Origin of the sequence: Mycobacterium rhizamassiliense (assembly GCF_900157375.1) — a bacterium.
GTDB classification, from domain to species: domain Bacteria; phylum Actinomycetota; class Actinomycetes; order Mycobacteriales; family Mycobacteriaceae; genus Mycobacterium; species Mycobacterium rhizamassiliense.
Genome location: NZ_LT721901.1, coordinates 5,831,245 through 5,848,684, shown reverse-complemented (window position 1 = coordinate 5,848,684; position 17,440 = coordinate 5,831,245). Strand labels below are relative to the sequence as shown.

At 68.5% G+C, this 17,440-nt stretch carries 16 protein-coding genes; 10 read left to right on the top strand and 6 right to left on the bottom strand.

What is annotated here, in order from left to right; translation table 11 throughout:
- Positions 1-75 precede the first annotated feature (75 nt).
- From leuC to MRAB57_RS27535, 3 genes are all read left to right on the top strand, one after another.
- Positions 76-1,494 (top strand): 3-isopropylmalate dehydratase large subunit, encoded by a 1,419-nt coding sequence (gene leuC / locus MRAB57_RS27545; protein ID WP_077090157.1) that lies wholly within the window; start codon positions 76-78, stop codon positions 1,492-1,494.
- A 21-nt stretch (positions 1,495-1,515) separates the two neighbouring features.
- Complete coding sequence (gene leuD, locus MRAB57_RS27540) at positions 1,516-2,109, top strand: 3-isopropylmalate dehydratase small subunit (RefSeq protein WP_077090156.1); 594 nt, start codon at positions 1,516-1,518, stop codon at positions 2,107-2,109.
- Between the two features lie 217 nt (positions 2,110-2,326).
- The gene (locus MRAB57_RS27535; protein ID WP_077090155.1) at positions 2,327-2,983 is read left to right on the top strand and encodes an HU family DNA-binding protein; all 657 of its coding nucleotides are present in this window, start codon (positions 2,327-2,329) and stop codon (positions 2,981-2,983) included.
- A gap of 70 nt (positions 2,984-3,053) precedes the next feature.
- On the opposite strand, the gene mutT1 is transcribed toward MRAB57_RS27535, so the two are convergent.
- From mutT1 to cofC, 3 genes are all read right to left on the bottom strand, one after another.
- Positions 3,054-3,971, bottom strand: coding sequence for an 8-oxo-(d)GTP phosphatase MutT1 (mutT1, locus tag MRAB57_RS27530; protein WP_245836025.1), 918 nt, complete (start codon positions 3,969-3,971; stop codon positions 3,054-3,056).
- A gap of 75 nt (positions 3,972-4,046) precedes the next feature.
- A complete protein-coding gene (locus MRAB57_RS27525) occupies positions 4,047-6,236 on the bottom strand; it encodes an RNA degradosome polyphosphate kinase (protein ID WP_077090153.1) in 2,190 nt (729 codons plus the stop codon).
- 89 nt (positions 6,237-6,325) lie between these two features.
- The gene (gene cofC, locus MRAB57_RS27520; protein ID WP_077090913.1) at positions 6,326-6,988 is read right to left on the bottom strand and encodes a 2-phospho-L-lactate guanylyltransferase; all 663 of its coding nucleotides are present in this window, start codon (positions 6,986-6,988) and stop codon (positions 6,326-6,328) included.
- Positions 6,989-7,067: 79 nt separating this feature from the next.
- On the opposite strand from cofC, the gene MRAB57_RS27515 reads away from it, so the two are divergent.
- Both MRAB57_RS27515 and MRAB57_RS27510 read left to right on the top strand, forming a co-directional pair.
- On the top strand, positions 7,068-8,099 hold the full coding sequence (locus MRAB57_RS27515; protein ID WP_077090912.1) for an NAD(P)H-dependent glycerol-3-phosphate dehydrogenase: 1,032 nt from the start codon (positions 7,068-7,070) through the stop codon (positions 8,097-8,099).
- A 20-nt stretch (positions 8,100-8,119) separates the two neighbouring features.
- The gene (locus MRAB57_RS27510) at positions 8,120-9,229 is read left to right on the top strand and encodes a D-alanine--D-alanine ligase family protein (protein ID WP_077090152.1); all 1,110 of its coding nucleotides are present in this window, start codon (positions 8,120-8,122) and stop codon (positions 9,227-9,229) included.
- 16 nt (positions 9,230-9,245) lie between these two features.
- Here the strand turns inward: MRAB57_RS27510 and MRAB57_RS27505 are convergent, their stop codons facing one another.
- Complete coding sequence (locus tag MRAB57_RS27505; RefSeq protein ID WP_077090151.1) at positions 9,246-9,806, bottom strand: DUF3515 domain-containing protein; 561 nt, start codon at positions 9,804-9,806, stop codon at positions 9,246-9,248.
- A gap of 86 nt (positions 9,807-9,892) precedes the next feature.
- Here MRAB57_RS27505 and MRAB57_RS27500 point away from each other — a divergent pair, with 86 nt between their 5' ends.
- Together MRAB57_RS27500 and MRAB57_RS27495 are read left to right on the top strand one after the other, a co-directional pair.
- The gene (locus MRAB57_RS27500; protein ID WP_077090150.1) at positions 9,893-10,870 is read left to right on the top strand and encodes a thiamine-phosphate kinase; all 978 of its coding nucleotides are present in this window, start codon (positions 9,893-9,895) and stop codon (positions 10,868-10,870) included.
- Positions 10,871-10,879: 9 nt separating this feature from the next.
- On the top strand, positions 10,880-11,563 hold the full coding sequence (locus MRAB57_RS27495; RefSeq protein ID WP_077090149.1) for a uracil-DNA glycosylase: 684 nt from the start codon (positions 10,880-10,882) through the stop codon (positions 11,561-11,563).
- A gap of 21 nt (positions 11,564-11,584) precedes the next feature.
- Here MRAB57_RS27495 and rpmB read toward each other — a convergent pair whose 3' ends face one another.
- Entirely contained in the window at positions 11,585-11,779 is a 195-nt protein-coding gene (gene rpmB, locus MRAB57_RS27490) for a 50S ribosomal protein L28 (RefSeq protein ID WP_077090148.1), read from the bottom strand.
- Between the two features lie 211 nt (positions 11,780-11,990).
- Between rpmB and MRAB57_RS27485 the strand changes: the two genes are divergently transcribed.
- Genes MRAB57_RS27485 through MRAB57_RS27475 form a run of 3 tightly spaced genes read left to right on the top strand, consistent with a single transcriptional unit; the run spans position 11,991 to position 16,587 of the window.
- Positions 11,991-13,664, top strand: coding sequence for a DAK2 domain-containing protein (locus tag MRAB57_RS27485; protein WP_077090147.1), 1,674 nt, complete (start codon positions 11,991-11,993; stop codon positions 13,662-13,664).
- A gap of 2 nt (positions 13,665-13,666) precedes the next feature.
- Complete coding sequence (gene recG / locus MRAB57_RS27480) at positions 13,667-15,880, top strand: ATP-dependent DNA helicase RecG (RefSeq protein ID WP_077090146.1); 2,214 nt, start codon at positions 13,667-13,669, stop codon at positions 15,878-15,880.
- Positions 15,877-16,587 carry an HNH endonuclease family protein gene (locus tag MRAB57_RS27475; RefSeq protein WP_077090145.1) on the top strand — a complete coding sequence of 237 codons (711 nt, stop codon included), beginning with the start codon at positions 15,877-15,879 and terminating at the stop codon, positions 16,585-16,587. The genes recG and MRAB57_RS27475 overlap by 4 nt, the downstream gene beginning before the upstream one ends.
- A gap of 4 nt (positions 16,588-16,591) precedes the next feature.
- Here the strand turns inward: MRAB57_RS27475 and MRAB57_RS27470 are convergent, their stop codons facing one another.
- Positions 16,592-17,437 carry an aldo/keto reductase gene (locus MRAB57_RS27470; RefSeq protein ID WP_077090911.1) on the bottom strand — a complete coding sequence of 282 codons (846 nt, stop codon included), beginning with the start codon at positions 17,435-17,437 and terminating at the stop codon, positions 16,592-16,594.
- Between the last annotated feature and the right edge of the window lie 3 nt (positions 17,438-17,440).

The window sequence follows — 17,440 nt, the reverse complement described above, 5'->3', positions numbered from 1 at the left end:
TACTAGCGTCTCACTATATGAGATCACCAGCCCTGTTGATCATCGAGGCGCGACAAGTTGATTGAGGTGACTTCGATGGCAACCGGCCACCAGCCACGCACCCTGGCCGAGAAGGTGTGGGGCGACCACGTTGTCGTCTCCGGGAACGGCTCGGCGCCCGACCTTATTTACATCGACCTGCATTTGGTGCACGAGGTCACCAGCCCGCAGGCCTTCGACGGCCTGCGCTTGGCCGGCCGGCCGGTGCGCCGGACCGACCTGACCCTGGCCACCGAAGACCACAACGTGCCCACCGTCGACATCGACAAGCCGATCGCGGACCCGGTGTCGCGCATCCAAGTCGAAACGCTGCGGCGCAACTGCGCGGAGTTCGGGGTTCGGCTCTATCCGATGGGCGACATCGAGCAGGGCATCGTTCACGTCGTCGGCCCGCAGTTGGGTCTCACGCAGCCGGGCATGACGGTCGTGTGCGGCGACAGCCACACTTCCACCCACGGCGCGTTCGGCGCCTTGGCGATGGGCATCGGCACCTCGGAGGTGGAGCATGTGCTCGCTACGCAGACGTTGCCGTTGCGGCCCTTCAAGACGATGGCGGTCAATGTGGACGGGCAATTGCCCGACGGCGTCAGCGCCAAGGACGTCATCCTGGCGCTGATCGCCAAGATCGGCACCGGCGGCGGACAGGGCCATGTCATCGAATACCGGGGCAGCGCCATCGAATCGCTGTCGATGGAGGGCCGGATGACGGTCTGCAACATGAGCATCGAAGCCGGCGCGCGGGCGGGCATGGTGGCGCCGGACGAGACCACCTACGAGTTCCTGCGTTCGCGCCCGCACGCGCCAACCGGCGCGCAGTGGGACGCGGCGCTCGAGTACTGGAAGCAGCTGCGCACCGACGACGGCGCCGTTTTCGACACCGAGGTCTTCCTCGATGCGGCCGCCCTGAGCCCCTTCGTCACCTGGGGCACCAATCCCGGCCAGGGCGTGCCACTGGGCGATGCGGTGCCGGACCCCGAGATGATGGCCGACGACGACGCGCGGCAGGCCGCGGAGAAAGCCTTGGCGTACATGGACCTTCGCCCCGGGGTGCCGATGCGCGATATCGCCGTCGATGCGGTGTTCGTCGGCTCTTGTACCAACGGTCGTATTGAGGATCTTCGGGTGGTGGCCGAAATTTTGCGCGGCCGTAAAGTCGCCCCGGACGTGCGAATGTTGGTGGTGCCCGGCTCGATGCGGGTTCGCGCACAGGCCGAAGCCGAAGGCCTCAGCGAGACATTCATCGCCGCGGGAGCCGAATGGCGGCAGGCGGGATGTTCGATGTGCCTGGGGATGAACCCCGATCAGCTTGCGCCGGGCGAGCGCTGCGCCGCGACGTCCAACCGCAACTTCGAAGGGCGGCAGGGCAAAGGCGGCCGTACACATCTCGTGTCGCCGGCGGTCGCTGCGGCAACCGCGATTCGCGGGACCCTATCCAGCCCTGCCGACTTGGCCTGAAAACGAAATCGAGGACAAACGATGGAAGCCTTTGCGACCCACACCGGTATTGGCGTCCCGCTGCGGCGCTCCAATGTCGATACGGATCAGATCATCCCGGCGGTGTATTTGAAGCGTGTCACCCGAACCGGATTCGAGGACGGCTTGTTTGCGACTTGGCGCTCGGATCCCTCATTCGTGCTCAATCTCAGTCCCTTTGACCGGGGCTCGGTCTTGGTCGCCGGCCCCGACTTTGGCACCGGATCCTCACGCGAGCATGCGGTGTGGGCACTGATGGACTACGGGTTCCGGGTGGTCATCTCGTCTCGATTCGGTGACATTTTTCGGGGCAACGCGGGCAAGGCGGGGCTCTTGGCGGCCGAAGTCAGCCAAGAGGGTGTGGAACTCCTTTGGAAGCTCATCGAGCAGAGTCCGGGGCTGGAAATCACTGCCAATCTTCAAGATCGAAATATCACCGCCGGAACGACGGTGTTGCCGTTCAAGATTGACGATCACACCGCATGGCGATTGCTCGAAGGCCTTGACGATATAGCCCTTACGCTGCAGAAACTCGAAGAGATCGAATCTTTCGAGACGAGCCGTCCGGACTGGAAACCGCGCACTCTGCCCGTCTGACGAAGGGTCGAGCGGGACGCCGAATTCGCCGCAGGCGGTTTAGGTAGCCCGTCTTAATTTGCGGTCGCGCCACCGATCAAGGGCGCCAACCGGATTGCGAAATTTTCAATCATCGTGTCGTGAAATTGCGCGTGGCTCTTGGAAATTTGCTAGGTGAGGGTTTACCGTGTTCGCAGTCGGTTCCCAAAAATGGGACCACTGGCTTCGGAGGGTTTGGATGAACAAAGCAGAGCTCATAGATGTGCTCACACAGAAATTGGGCTCGGACCGTCGGCAGGCGACCGCCGCCGTCGAGAATGTTGTCGACACCATTGTGCGCGCGGTGCACAAGGGCGACAGCGTGACCATCACCGGGTTCGGTGTGTTCGAACAGCGGCGCCGCGCAGCGCGTGTGGCCCGTAACCCGCGTACCGGTGAGACGGTGAAGGTAAAGCCGACTTCCGTCCCCGCGTTCCGTCCGGGTGCTCAATTCAAAGCGGTTGTCGCTGGCGCACAGCGCCTCCCGTCAGAAGGACCGGCAGTGAAACGAGGCGTTGTGGCAGGTGCAGGTGCAGCTAAGAAGGCTCCGGCTAAGAAGGCTCCGGCCAAGAAGGCCGCAGTGAAGAAGGCTCCGGCCAAGAAGGCTCCGGCCAAGAAGGCCGCAGTGAAGAAGGCTCCGGCCCGTAAGGTTGCGGCCAAGAAGGCTCCGGCCAAGAAGGCCGCAGTGAAGAAGGCTCCGGCCCGTAAGGTTGCGGCCAAGAAGGCTCCGGCCAAGAAGGCCGCAGTGAAGAGGGCTCCGGCTCGTAAGGTTGCGGCTAAGAAGGCTCCGGCCAAGAAGGCCGCAGTGAAGAGGGCTCCGGCCAAGAAGGCCGCGCCGAAGCGCGGTCGCCGCTAAAGGCAGTAACACAACTTCACACACGAATACCCTCCGGTGGCAGTGCTGCCTTCGGAGGGTTATTCGTGTGTCAGGCCCGCACGTTGGCGGCCAGCGCCCCGCCGATGTGATCGGCCGCGATCAGCTTTCCGCCCGCGAGTGAGAGCACCCACGTGCTGCCCTTGTGGTTGCGGGACTTGTCGGGCCGCACCCCGTCGCGGTCGCACCACCACGCGATGAGATCCGGAATCACCTTGCCCTGCGTGCAGATCACCGGCGTGCCGCCATCCGCGGCGATGTCCAGCGCGCGATGCCGGGCCCGCTTGGTGCTCTTGGCGTAGGACTCTTCGGTCAGGGCCGGCTCGCTGTGGATGCCGACGCCGAGTTCCTCCGCGAGCGGCTCGACGGTCTGCTGACAGCGCACCCGGTCCGCGGCGTACACGTCGGTGGCGCCGAAGGCCAACAGCTGCGGCACCAATGCCTCCGCCTGAGCGCGCCCCCGCTTGTCCAGCGGCCGCTTGGTGTCATCGCCTTTGAAGCGCGACTTCCGACCGGCGGTGCCGTGCCGGACGATCAATACGCTTTGCGTATCCGGCGGCTGTTTTGTGAAGCGGCGCAACACTTTTCGATCCTGTGCATAGTCGAGTTTCTTCATCGCCTCATCGACGGACAACCACACCAGCTCGTCGACTTCCTTGCCCGGGGTGAACTCGCCACCGGTGCTGCGCGCCGCCCAGTAGTACACCTTCTTGACGCCCTGGTCGATCGGATAGCTCACCGACACGAGCCGCCGACCGAGGATGGCGTGGTGTCCCGTCTCCTCTAACACTTCCCGTACCGCGGCAACGGGTGCGGTCTCACCGGGATCCACTTTGCCCTTCGGCAACGACCAGTCGTCGTAGCGGGGGCGGTGGATGACGGCGACTTCCAACTTCGGCTTGGCCGAATCGGCACTGCCCAGTTGCCACAACACCGCACCTGCGGCATAAACGATCCGGCTCTCCGACACCTCACTCCTGCAGGTCAATTCGGGCCGGAGTCATTCCAGGCCGTTGGCTGGACGTCGAAAATTACCACACCTATCTCAGTTGCCGCGGTGGCGCTCCATCAGCGATTCCTGATGATCGCGGACGGTGTGACCCTCCTGTGGTGACGCGATCCACTGTCCGTCGGACGCGAGCTCCCAGCACCGCGTTGACGGATCCAGCGCCGAGGTGAACAGGTCGTCCAGGTAACCGGTCAGCTTGGGATCCTTGACCTGGACCAGCACCTCGACGCGCCGGTCGAGGTTGCGGTGCATCATGTCGGCGCTACCGATCCAGAACTCGTTGATGCGACCGAAGTGGATGATCCGCGAGTGCTCGAGGAAGCGGCCGAGGATCGAGCGGACCGCGATGTTCTCCGAGAACCCTTCGACGCCCGGGCGCAGCGCGCAGATCCCGCGCACCACCACCTCGACCCGCACACCGGCCTGCGACGCGCGATACAGCGCGTCGATGACCTGCTCGTCGACCAGAGCGTTCATCTTCATCCGGATCCGGCCGCCGCCGTGTTCGCGGTGTGCCTCGATCTCACGCTCGACGCGTTCGACGATGCCGGTGCGAATTCCGTGCGGAGCCACCAGGAGATTGCGGTAGGAGACCTTGCGCGAGTAGCCCGTCAGCGAATTGAACAGATCGGTCAGGTCCGCGCCGATCTCGGGGGAGGCGGTGAGCAGACCGACGTCCTCGTACAGCCGCGCGGTCTTTCCGTTGTAATTGCCGGTCCCGATGTGGCAGTAGCGCCGAATCGTCGAACCTTCGCGGCGCACCACCAGGCAGGTCTTGCAGTGCGTCTTGAGACCGACGTATCCGTAGACGACGTGCACGCCCGACTGCTCCAAGGTGCGCGCCCAGCGGATGTTGGCCTGTTCGTCGAAGCGGGCCTTGATCTCCACCATGGCCACTACTTGCTTTCCGGCCTCGGCGGCCTGGATGAGCGCCCGAACGATCGGCGAATCACCGGAGGTGCGGTACAGCGTCTGCTTGATCGCCAGCACGTTAGGGTCGGCGGCGGCCTGCTCGATGAAGCGCTGGAAGCTGGTGGAGAACGACTCATATGGATGATGAAGCAGCACATCGCCTTCGCGCAGCGTCGCGAAAATGCTGCGGGGTGTTTCCCGGTCGACGAATGCGGGACTGGTGGCCGGAACGAAGGTGCGGTCCTTGAGCGCCGGGCGGTCGACGCCGTAGATCTGCCACAGCGACGACAGGTCGAGCAGCCCGGGGACCTCGACGACGTCGCCCGGATGCACGTCGAGCTCGCGCAGCAACAGCTCCAGCATGCTCTCGGTCATGTCGTCGGCGACCTCGATGCGCACCGGCGAACCGAACCGCCTGCGCGCCAACTCCCGTTCCAGCGCCTGCAGCAGGTCTTCGTCGCGGTCCTCTTCGACCTCGTAGTCGGCGTTTCGGGTGATGCGGAACGCGTGGTGCTCGACGATCTCCATGCCCGGGAACAGCTCCGGCAGGAAGGCCGCGATCAGCTCTTCGGTTGGCAGGTAGCGGATTATCGTCCGCCCGTCGTCGGAGTCGGCGTGTCCCTCGAGCTCGACGAAGCGATTGACGTTGTCGGGCACCTTGACCCGGGCGAAGTGCTGGGCGCCGTCGTCGGGCTGGCGCACCGTGACCGCCAGGTTCAGGCTCAGGCCACTGACGAAGGGGAACGGGTGCGCGGGATCGACGGCCAGCGGCGTCAGGACGGGGAAGACCTGCTCGTTGAAATAAGTCGACAGTTGGTCGCGCTCAGCCTGATCCAGGTCGGCCCACGTGACGATGTAGATGCCCTCGGCGGCGAGCGCCGGCCGCACCGAATCGAGGAACTCGCGGGCGTGCCGGGTCGCTATCTGCTGGGTCTGCTCACCGATGCGGGCCAGTTGCTCGCGCGGTGTCAGCCCGTCGGCCGAGCGCACCGACAGGCCCATCTCGTCGCGGCGCTTGAGGCCGGCGACGCGGACCATGTAGAACTCGTCGAGGTTGGAGGCGAAGATCGCCAGGAACTTGGCGCGCTCCAGCAGCGGCAGCGAGGTGTCGGCGGCCAGCGCCAGCACGCGGGCGTTGAAATCGAGCCAGCTCAGTTCCCGGTTGAGGTACCGGTCCTCGGGCAGCGGGTCGGTGATCGCGGCGGGGGTAGCGGCCGGTGGGGCGGTCACGGCCGATTCACCGTGTTGCCATACGGAGTCTTCCAGGCGCGTTTCAGCGTCGATTTCGGTCACTCGACGATCATCGCGCATCACCGGCTGCGCTGCTAGCGAGTGAAAGAGATCTATCCGCCGTTGGCGATCCGTTCACCCCGCGGACAGATTTGCTGGCGCGCCAACAGAAATTACTGCGGCGCGATGGCGCGGGCGGTCGCGCCGCCCACCCCGAGGCGGCGTGCGGCGGACAGGTCGGCCGGGGTGTCGACGTCACATCGCAACCCGGGCCACGCGCCGGTCAGCTCGATGGCGCCCGAACGGCGATGGCGCGCGGCGGAATCCGCGCCGAACTCCGGCGCGAGATCGGCGCCGAACGCACACAGCGCGGCGGTTCCGGTCGCCAGCCGATCGGCCACGAAGCTGCGCTGGTACTGGCGGGCGGCCGTGATCGCCTCGGCCAGCTCCTGTGTCTGCAGCGCGGGCAAATCACCTTGCAGCACAACGATATTGGCGAAGTCCGCGGCCAGCGTCCGGGCGGCGACGGAAATGGCGTTGTTCAGTGGGTCGGCGTGCCCTTCGGGCGTCGGATCCGACAACACGTTTGCTCCGAGCCCGGTGGCCGCGGCCGCCGCGTCGTCGTCGGGGGTGATGACGGTGATAGATCCCACCGAACCCACGCCCGCGGCGGCGGTCAGCGTGTCGATCAGCATGGCCAGCACCACCTTTTCACGGGTGCGCGCCGAAAACACCGGGGCCAGCCTGGTCTTAGCGGCGGCCAACCGCTTGACGGCGACGATCAACGCCACGTCGCTTACGTCCTCGCCCGCCCCGTCGGCGCGTGTGCCGCTCATGAAGGTCATCCTGCCAGCGCCGTGCCACGCGCCCGCCGCGAGCTAGGGTGTAGCGGCTGACGACAGAGTGGAGTGGAACATGGCCGCCACGGCACCCGCGGTTGCGGTGATGGGCGCCGGTGCCTGGGGCACCGCGCTGGCCAAGGTGCTTGTCGAGGCCGGGGGGCCGGAAACAGAGGTCACGTTGTGGGCCCGGCGCCCCGACGTCGCCGAACAGATCAATACGACCCGGTACAACCCCGCCTACCTGCCCGGCACCTTGTTGCCGCCGGGCATCCGCGCGACCGCCGACCCCGCCGAGGCGCTGGGCGGCGCGATGACGGTGCTGCTGGGGGTGCCCGCGCAGACGATGCGGGCAAACCTGGAACGGTGGATCCCGCTGATCACCGAGGGCGCCACCCTGGTGAGCGTGGCCAAGGGCATCGAGCTGGGCACCCTGATGCGGATGAGTCAGGTCATCGTCTCGGTGACCGGGGTGGATCCGTCGCAGGTCGGGGTCATCTCGGGGCCGAACCTGGCCAGTGAGATCGCCCAGAATCAACCTGCCGCGACCGTCGTCGCCTGCAGCGACTCGGGCCGCGCGGTCGCCGTGCAGCGCATGCTCAACACCGGCTACTTCCGCCCGTACACCAATAGTGATGTCGTCGGCACCGAGGTCGGCGGGGCGTGCAAGAACGTGATCGCGCTCGCGGCCGGGATGGCGGCCGGCGTCGGCCTCGGCGAGAACACCGCGGCCGCGATCATCACCCGTGGGCTCGCCGAGATCATGCGGCTGGGGATCGCGCTCGGCGCCAAGGGCGCGACGCTGGCCGGGCTGGCGGGGGTGGGCGACCTGGTCGCCACCTGCACGTCGCCGCGTTCCCGCAACCGGTCGCTGGGTGAGCAGCTGGGCCGCGGTGCCACCGTGGCCTCGACGCTGCAGGGCTCCCCGGACGGCAGCGCCGGGCACGTCGTCGAGGGCGTGACGTCGTCGGAATCGGTGCTGGCGCTGGCGTCCAGTTATGACGTCGAAATGCCGCTCACCGACGCCGTGCACCGGGTCTGTCACAAGGGACTTTCGGTGGACGAGGCGATGGCCCTGCTGTTGGGCCGCAGCACCAAGCCCGAGTGAACCGGTAACCTCTGAAGGTTGTGAGTGCCAACGACCGGGTGCGGGTGGCCGTCGTTTTCGGCGGACGCAGCAACGAGCACGCCATCTCGTGCGTCTCGGCCGGCAGCATCCTGCGCAATCTCGACCCGCAGCGATTCGAGGTGGTCGCGATCGGGATCACGCCCGACGGCGGGTGGGTGCTCACCGACGGCGATCCGGACAGGCTGGCCATCAGCAACCGGCAGTTACCCGAGGTCAGAGCGGATTCGGGGACCGAGCTGGCGCTGCCGGCCGACCCCCGCCGCGGCGGCGAACTGGTGTCGCTGACGCCGGGCGCGGGCGAGGTCCTGGGGTCGGTCGACGTGGTGTTTCCGGTACTGCACGGCCCGTACGGCGAAGACGGCACCCTGCAGGGCCTGCTGGAATTGGCCGGCGTGCCCTACGTCGGGGCCGGCGTGCTGGCCAGCGCCGCCGGGATGGACAAGGAATTCACCAAGAAGCTGCTGCTGGCCGAGGGCCTTCCGGTCGGCGCGCACGCGGTGCTGCGCCCGTCGACGCAGACGCTGCATCCCGAGGAGCGCGAGCGGCTGGGCCTGCCGGTGTTCGTCAAACCCGCCCGGGGCGGCTCGTCGATCGGGGTGAGCCGCGTCGCCAGCTGGGACGAGCTGCCTGCCGCGGTCGACAACGCCCGGCGCCACGACCCCAAGGTGATCGTCGAGGCGGCGATCGTGGGGCGCGAGCTGGAATGCGGTGTGCTCGAAATGCCGGACGGCACAGTCGAAGCCAGCACCCTGGGCGAAATCCGGGTGGCCGGGGTGCGGGACCGGGAAGACTCGTTCTACGACTTCGCGACCAAATACCTCGACGAGGCAGCGGAATTGGACGTGCCCGCCAAGGTCGATGACGAAATCGCCGATGCCGTAAGGCAATTGGCGATCCGTGCGTTCAAGGCCATCGATTGTCAGGGCCTGGCCCGGGTCGACTTCTTCCTTAACGAGGACGGCCCGGTGATCAACGAGATCAACACGATGCCGGGGTTCACCACCATCTCGATGTACCCGCGGATGTGGGCGGCCAGCGGCGTCGACTATCCGACCCTGCTGGCGACGATGGTCGAGACGGCACTGGCCCGCGGCGTCGGGCTGCGCTGAGCCGCCTACCGCGCCTTTAGCGAGGCTGCGCCGGGTCGATGGGCGCCGCCGCGACGGTCCGGTCGATCACCTCGGACAACTGCTGAATGGGCGTCGGTCCGGAGCCCGTGGGCAGCGTCAGCGCCACGTAGACCGGCCGATCCACCGTGTACCAGGTGGTGCGTCCCGCGTCACCGGCGGACTGCTGTTGGCCCGCAACGCGAAACCACTGCACCCGGTCGACGACCTGGATCGGCGCCCCGACGACGAAGTCGGCCGGGCGCTCGAGGCCGCAGCGCAGCAACACCGGCTCGCTGTCCGGCGCGGCCCGCCAGGCGGCGACGGCCGCGGGAGCCGGCTGCGCGACGGGCGCGCGCTGGTAGTCGCCGAGGCGCAGCGGCAGCGCGTCCGTCAGCGCCCGGCAGGCGGGGTCGGCGGCCTGGGGCGCCGGGACGTCGGGAATCGCAACCGGCTGCGTCGGTATCTCGCGGCTGGCGGCGATCGCCAGCACCACGCCGATCACCACGACGGCCAGGGCGACCGCGGCGATCATCAAGACCCGCGGCGGTCCGCCCAGGTCGGTATCCGGATCGGTCATCACCGCCCCCTTTAATAGACTGGCGCGGTCTGCTCGCGCAGGCAGGGACCCAACTTACCGGGCCAACGCGGGCCGTAGGAGGTGGCGTGCGCGACGAAGGTTCCGAGGCGACCGGCGACTCGCCCACGCTGGGGCAGGTCGGCGAGTTCGCCGTCATCGATGGCCTGGTGCGCGGCCGCAGCCAGCCGCTCGCGGTGCTGCTCGGTCCCGGCGACGACGCGGCGGTGGTGTCCGCCGCCGACGGCCGGACGGCGGTGTCGACCGACATGCTGGTGCAGGACCGGCATTTCCGGCTGGACTGGTCGACGCCGCATGACGTCGGCCGCAAGGCGATCGCGCAGAACGCCGCGGACATCGAGGCGATGGGCGCGCGGACCACGGCCTTCGTGGTCGGCTTCGGGGCACCCGCCGATACGCCCGCGGCGGCGGTGGACGCCCTGGCCGACGGGATGTGGGACGAGGCGGCCAGGATCGGTGCGGGCATCGCCGGGGGCGACCTGGTGAGCTGCCCGCAATGGGTGATCTCGGTGACCGTGCTGGGCGACCTGCAGGGCCGCGCGCCGGTGCGGCGGTCGGGGGCGCGGGCCGGGGCGGTGGTCGCCGTCGCAGGGGACCTGGGCCGTTCGGCAGCCGGATATGCCTTGTGGCACAAGGGCATCCACGAATTCAGCGACCTGCGGCGCCGGCACGTGGTGCCGCAGCCGCCCTACGGCGAGGGCGCGGTGGCGGCGGTCGCGGGCGCGCAGGCCATGATCGACGTCTCCGACGGGCTGGTCGCCGATCTGCGGCACGTCGCCGAGTTGTCCGGCGTGGGAATCGATCTGTCCACCGCGGCGCTGGCGACGGACCACGAGCAGCTGGTTGCCGCGGCCGCCGCGGCGGGCTCCGACGCGTGGGCTTGGGTGCTGGGTGGCGGCGAGGACCACGCGCTGGTGGCGTGTTTCGCCGACGCGGCACCGCGCGGGTGGCGCGTGATCGGGCGGGTGCTCGACGGCCCGGCCGAGGTGCTGGTCGACGGCGCGCAGTGGCAGGGATACGCGGGCTGGGAATCGTTCGCCGGTTAAGGTGGCGCAGTGAGCGCGCGCCCGTTGAGTGAACTCGTCGAGCAGGGGTGGGCCACCGCGCTGGAGCCGGTGGCCGATCAGATCGCGGCGATGGGACAGTTTCTGCGCGACGAGATCGCGGCCGGGCGAAGGTATCTGCCGGCGGGTCCAAACGTGTTGCGCGCCTTCACTTTTCCCTTCGACGACGTGCGGGTGCTGATCGTCGGCCAGGATCCCTACCCGACGCCGGGACACGCTGTGGGCCTTAGCTTTTCGGTGGCCCCCGACGTTCGCCCGTTGCCGCGCAGCCTGGCCAACATCTTCGACGAGTACGCGGCCGACCTGGGCCACCCGAAGCCGTCGTGTGGCGATCTGACGCCGTGGGCGCAGCGCGGCGTGCTGCTGCTGAACAGGGTGCTCACGGTGCGTCCCACCAACCCGGCGTCGCACCGGGGCAAGGGCTGGGAGGCGGTCACCGAGTGCGCGATTCGCGCGCTGATCGCCCGGTCGCAGCCCCTGGTCGCGATCCTGTGGGGTCGCGACGCGTCCACACTCAAACCGATACTGGCCGAGGGCGACTGCGTGGCGATCGAATCGCCGCATCCCTCGCCGCTGTCGGCGTCGCGTGGATTCTTCGGCTCGCGCCCGTTCAGCCGGGCCAACGAGCTGCTCACTCAGCTCGGCGCCGATCCCATCGACTGGCGGCTGCCCTGAGCGCGGGGCACTAGCCCCGAACTAGCCTCTGACGACCTTGCCGGCCTTGATGCAGGACGCGCACGCGTTGACGCGCTTCTTGTTGCCGCCCGGGCGGTTCGTCACGTGCACCGTCTGGACGTTCGGGTCCCACCGGCGGCTGGTGCGGCGGTGGGAGTGCGACACCGACTTACCGAAGCCGGGGCCTTTCCCGCAGATATCGCACACAGCGGCCATGGTTCTGACTCCTCAAATGTTCAACGGATCCGGCACGCAGGAGAAATCACACGAGCCGCGACAGCCCAGGATACCGACTGGGGTGGGCAACCTCCAAAACGCTCAACAGTTGATCCGTGACGACCGCTGTTGTCTGCCGCCGTCGCCCCCGCTGGCTAGGCTCAATGGGCCGGTTGGCTAGAAGATTAGGGCGCGAGGAGGTGAGGCGGGCGTGGGCACGTCAGATCGTCCGCTGGACGCCGCTGCGCTGCGCGATTGGGCGCACGCCGCCGTCAGCGACCTGATCACCCACATCGACGAGATCAACCGCCTCAATGTCTTCCCGGTCGCCGACTCCGATACCGGCGCCAACATGCTGTTCACCATGCGGTCCGCCCTGGCCGAGGCCAACGCCGGGGGCAGCGCCGACGGCGGGCCCGGCTGCGTCGCCCGGGTGGCGTCCGCCCTGTCCGTCGGGGCGCTGAACGGGGCCCGCGGCAATTCCGGCGTCATCCTGTCGCAGATCCTGCGCGGCATCGCCGACGTCACCGCGACCGCGGCCGTCGACGCCGGTGGCGAGTTGCGCGTGATGGACGCCGCCCTGCTGGGGGCCGCCCTGGGGCGCGGCGTCGAGCTGATCATCACGTCGATGGGTCAGGAGGTCCCGGGGACCATCGTCTCGGTGCTGCGCGCCGCCGCGGAGGCCGTCGAAGAGTCCGCGCCCGACGGGATGGCCGCGGCCATCACCGCAGGTGGCGACGCCGCGGTGGTCGCGCTGGAGAAGACCCCCGAGCAGCTCGAGGTGCTGGCCGACGCCGGCGCGGTGGACGCCGGTGGGCGCGGCCTGCTGGTGCTGCTGGACGCGCTGCGGTCCACGGTCGGTGGGCAGGCGCCCGCCCGCACGGTGTACGAGCTCGCGCCGCGCGCCCTGACTGCCGCAACCGTCGCCGATCGGCCGGCGCCCCAGTTCGAGGTGATGTACCTGCTGGCCGGCTGCGATGCCGCCGCCGCCGACGTGCTGCGCGAGCGGCTGCAGGAGCTGGGCGAATCGGTGGCCATCGCGGCCGCGCCGTCGGACAACTACTCCGTGCACGTCCACACCGACGACGCCGGGGCCGCGGTGGAGGCCGGGCTGGCCGCCGGGCAGCTGAGCCGAATCGTGGTCTCGGCGCTGAGCTCGGGCATCACCGGCCTGCCCGCCGGCAGCTGGACCCGGGAGCGCGCCGTGCTGGCCGTGGTCGACGGGGACGGCGCCGCCGAGCTTTTCGAAGGGGAGGGCGCCTGCGTGCTGCGGCCGGCGTCGGACGCGCCCGACCCGGCCGCCGACCTGAGCGCGCATCAGCTGGTGCGCGCCCTGGTCGACACCGGCGCCGCGCAGGTGATGGTGCTGCCCAACGGCTACGTGGCCGCCGAGGAGTTGGTGGCGGGCTGCACGGCCGCCATCGGCTGGGGCATCGACGTGGTGCCGATCCCGACGGAGTCGATGGTGCAGGGCCTGGCCGCGCTGGCCGTGCACGAAAAGGGCGCCCACGCCGTCGACGACGGCTACACCATGGCCCACGCCGCCGGCGGGGCCCGGCACGGGTCGGTGCGCATCGCGACCGAGAGCGCGCTGACCTGGGCGGGCCGCTGTCAGCGGGGCGACGGCCTGGGCATCGCCGGCGGCGAGGTGCTGATCGTGGCGCCGGATGCGGCCGCCGCGGCGATCGGGCTCATCGATCTGCTGCTGGCGTCGGGCGGGGACCTGGCGACGGTGCTGGTCGGGGCGGGCATGCCGGCGGACGCCGACGCCACCGCGGTGGGCGACATCCTGGCCGACCACGTACACGACAACCATCCCGGCACCGAGCTGGTCATCTACCGGACCGGCCATCGCGGTGACGCCCTGCTGATCGGGGTCGAGTAGCGGTGGCGTCGCTGTCCGACCGGCTGGACTTCATCCTGGGCGCCAAGGCCGCCGACCTGCTCGACGACCTGTTCGGTATCCGCACCGTCGACGACCTGCTGCGCCACTACCCGCGCAGCTACACCGAGACGGCGGCGAAGTGGGACGCCGAGGACGAGCGGCCCGAGGTGGGTCAGCACATCACCCTCGTCGACACGATCACCGACACCCACTCGTTCCCGATGAAGAAGAACCCGCGGCGTAAATGCCTGCGCATCACCGTGGGCTCCGGTCGCAGCAAGGTGACCGCGACATTCTTCAACGCGGACTACCTCAGCAAGGACCTCACCGAGGGCACCCGGGTGATGCTGTCCGGGGAAGTCGGCTACTTCAGAAACGCCATGCAGCTGACGCACCCGGACTTCCTGATCCTGGATTCCGGACGCAGCCGCGGCAGCAAATCGCTGAAGACCATCGCCGACACCTCCGACGCCTTCAGTAGCGAGGACCTGATGTCGGCGTTCGACCGCCGCTTCTTCCCGATCTACCCGGCCAGCACCAAGCTGCAGAGCTGGGACATCTACGCGTGCGTGCGCCAGGTGCTCGGGGTCCTCGATCCGGTGGCCGAGCCGCTGCCCGACGAACTGATCGCCGAGCATCACCTGATGGCCGAAGACGCGGCGCTGCGCGCGATCCACGTCGCCGAGGACGAGGCGGAGCGCCGGGAAGCCCGCGAGCGGTTGACCTTCGACGAAGCCATGGGCCTGCAGTGGGCGCTGGTGTCGCGCCGGCATGGCGAGCTCTCGCAATCCGGGCCGCCCGCGCCGCGGCGTTCGGATGGTTTGGCCGCGGAACTGTTGGGGCGCTTGCCCTTTGAGCTGACGGCCGGGCAGCGCGAAACGCTCGACGTGCTGTCCGAGGGGCTGGCGGCCAACCGCCCGATGAACCGGCTGCTGCAGGGCGAGGTCGGCTCCGGCAAGACGATCATCGCGGTGCTGGCGATGCTGCAGATGGTCGATGCGGGCTACCAGTGCGCGCTGCTGGCCCCCACCGAAGTACTTGCGGCGCAACATCTCCGGTCGATCAACGACGCGCTCGGCCCGCTGGCGATGGCCGGTCAGCTGGGCGGGGCCGACAACGCGACGCGGGCCGCGCTGCTGACCGGATCGATGTCGACCGCGCAGAAGAATCAGGTGCGGCGCGAGATCGCCGGCGGCGAAGTGGGCATCGTCATCGGCACGCATGCCCTGCTGCAGGACGTGGTGCAATTCCACAACCTGGGCATGGTCGTCGTCGACGAGCAGCACCGCTTCGGCGTCGAACAGCGAGACCAGTTGCGCGCCAAGGCACCCGCGGGCATCACGCCGCACCTGTTGGTCATGACGGCGACCCCGATACCGCGCACCGTCGCGCTGACCGTGTACGGCGATCTGGAAACCTCGACGCTGCGCGAGCTGCCGCGCGGACGCCAGCCCATCACCAGCAACGTCATTTTCGTGCGGGACAAACCGGGCTGGCTGGACCGCGCCTGGCAGCGCATCCGCGAGGAGGTGGCGGCCGGCCGGCAGGCCTACGTCGTGGCGCCCCGCATCGACGAGACCGACGAGTCCGAGAAGGGGGCAGAAGACGTGCGCCCGACGGAAACGGCCGTGGGTCTGTTCGACCGGCTGCGCTCCGGTGAGCTGGCGAGCCTGCGGCTGGGGCTGATGCATGGGCGGTTGCCCGCCGACGAGAAGGACGCCGCTATGACGGCGTTTCGCCAGGGCGAAACCGATGTGCTGGTGTGCACCACCGTGATTGAGGTCGGCGTCGACGTCCCCAACGCCACGGTGATGCTGGTGATGGACGCCGACCGGTTCGGGATCAGCCAGCTGCATCAGCTGCGTGGCCGCATCGGCCGGGGCCAGCATCCGAGCCTGTGCCTGCTGGCCACCTGGAGCACGTCGAACTCGCCGGCGGGCCGGCGGCTGCGTGCGGTCGCCGAAACCCTGGACGGCTTCGCCCTTTCCGAGCTCGATCTCAAGGAGCGCCGGGAAGGAGACGTGTTGGGCCGCAACCAGTCCGGCCGGGCGATCAATCTGCGGCTGCTGTCGCTCGCCGACCACCTGGCCTACATCGAGGCGGCGCGCGAATTCTGCACCCGGACCTACGAAGGCGACAGCCAGAATCCCGGATTGGCTTCGCTGGCAGCGCAATTCACCGATACCGAACGCATCGAATACCTGGACAAGTCGTGAACCGCAAACTGCTGCTGTGGTTGTCGGCGGCCGCGCTGCTTGCGGTCTTGGTGGCCTACCAGACGCTGGGGTCGACGGCGGCCAGGCATGCCGAGGTCGCGGCCCGGGCCGACGTGCCCACGGTGGCGCCGGGCGCCGATGTGCTGGCCGGCGTCGCGGTGCTGCCGCTGCGCGCCCATCGCTACGACTATCACCGGTCGGCCTACGGCGACGCCTGGGACGACGACAACGATGCACCGGGCGGGCACAACGGGTGCGACACCCGCGACGACATCCTCGACCGCGATCTCGTCGACAAAACGTACGTGTCGGTCAAGCGCTGCCCCAACGCGGTCGCCACCGGCACCCTGCACGACCCGTACACCAACACGACCATCGCCTTTCAGCGCGGCGCGAAGGTCGGCGAGGCGGTGCAGATCGACCACATCGTCCCGCTCGCCTACGCGTGGGACATGGGGGCGTACGGCTGGCCCGCGCCGGAGCGGCTGCGCTTCGCCAACGACCCGGCCAACCTGCTGGCCGTGCAGGGGCAGGCCAATCAGGACAAGGGTGATTCACCGCCGGCGCAGTGGATGCCGCCGAACAAGGCGTTCGACTGTCAGTACGCGATGCAGTTCATCGCGGTGCTGCGCGGTTACCAGCTGCCGGTCGACGAGCCGTCGGTAGCGGCGCTGCGGCAGGCCGCTGCCACCTGCCCGGCCGCCTAGCTGGCTACGCGCCCTCGTAGGTCTCGGGATCCGGGCGCAGGCGGGTGCCGTCGTCGAGCGCGTTGATCGCGTCGACGTGCTCGTCGGCCAGCTCGAAATCGAAGATGTCGATGTTGCTGGCGATCCGTTCGGGATTGGCCGACCGGAAGACGACCGCATTGCCGAGTTGCACGTTCCACCGCAACAGCACCTGCGCGGGAGTCTTGCCGTACTCGGCGGCGACCGAGGTGATCGTCGGGTTGTCCAGCAGCCTGCCCAGCGCCAGCGGCGTGTAGGACTGCGTCAGGACGTTGTGCTGCGCGTTCGTCTTGCGCATCTCGCCCTGATTGAGCATGGGGTGCAGCTCGATCTGGTTGATCGCCGGCGTGGTGAACGTCAGGTCGATGACCATCTGCAGGTATTCCTCGGTGAAGTTCGCGACGCCGATCGAGCGCGTGAGCCCGGTGCTGCGGGCCTGCAGCAGCCCGCCGAAGGAGTCCACGTAGGTTCCCTGCGCCGCGGCCGGCCAGTGCACCAGATAGAGGTCGAGGTAGTCCAGCCCCAGACGCTCCAAGCTGGCGGTGCACGCTTCCGGGGCCTTGGCGAACCCCTGGTCGGCGGTGGCCAGTTTGGTGGTCACGAACAGTTCGGCACGCGGAATGCCCGAGGCCGCGATAGCTCGACCCACCGCCGCTTCGTTTCCGTAGGCCGAAGCCGTGTCGATCAGCCGAACGCCGATTTCCAATGCTGCCGCTACGGCACGCTCGGTCTCGTCCTCCGACAAATCCGCGACACCCAGGCCAAGGACCGGGATCGTGTTTTCGTCATTGAGGGTTATCGAGGGTACGGCGGTGCCCGACTCGCCAGTCAACTC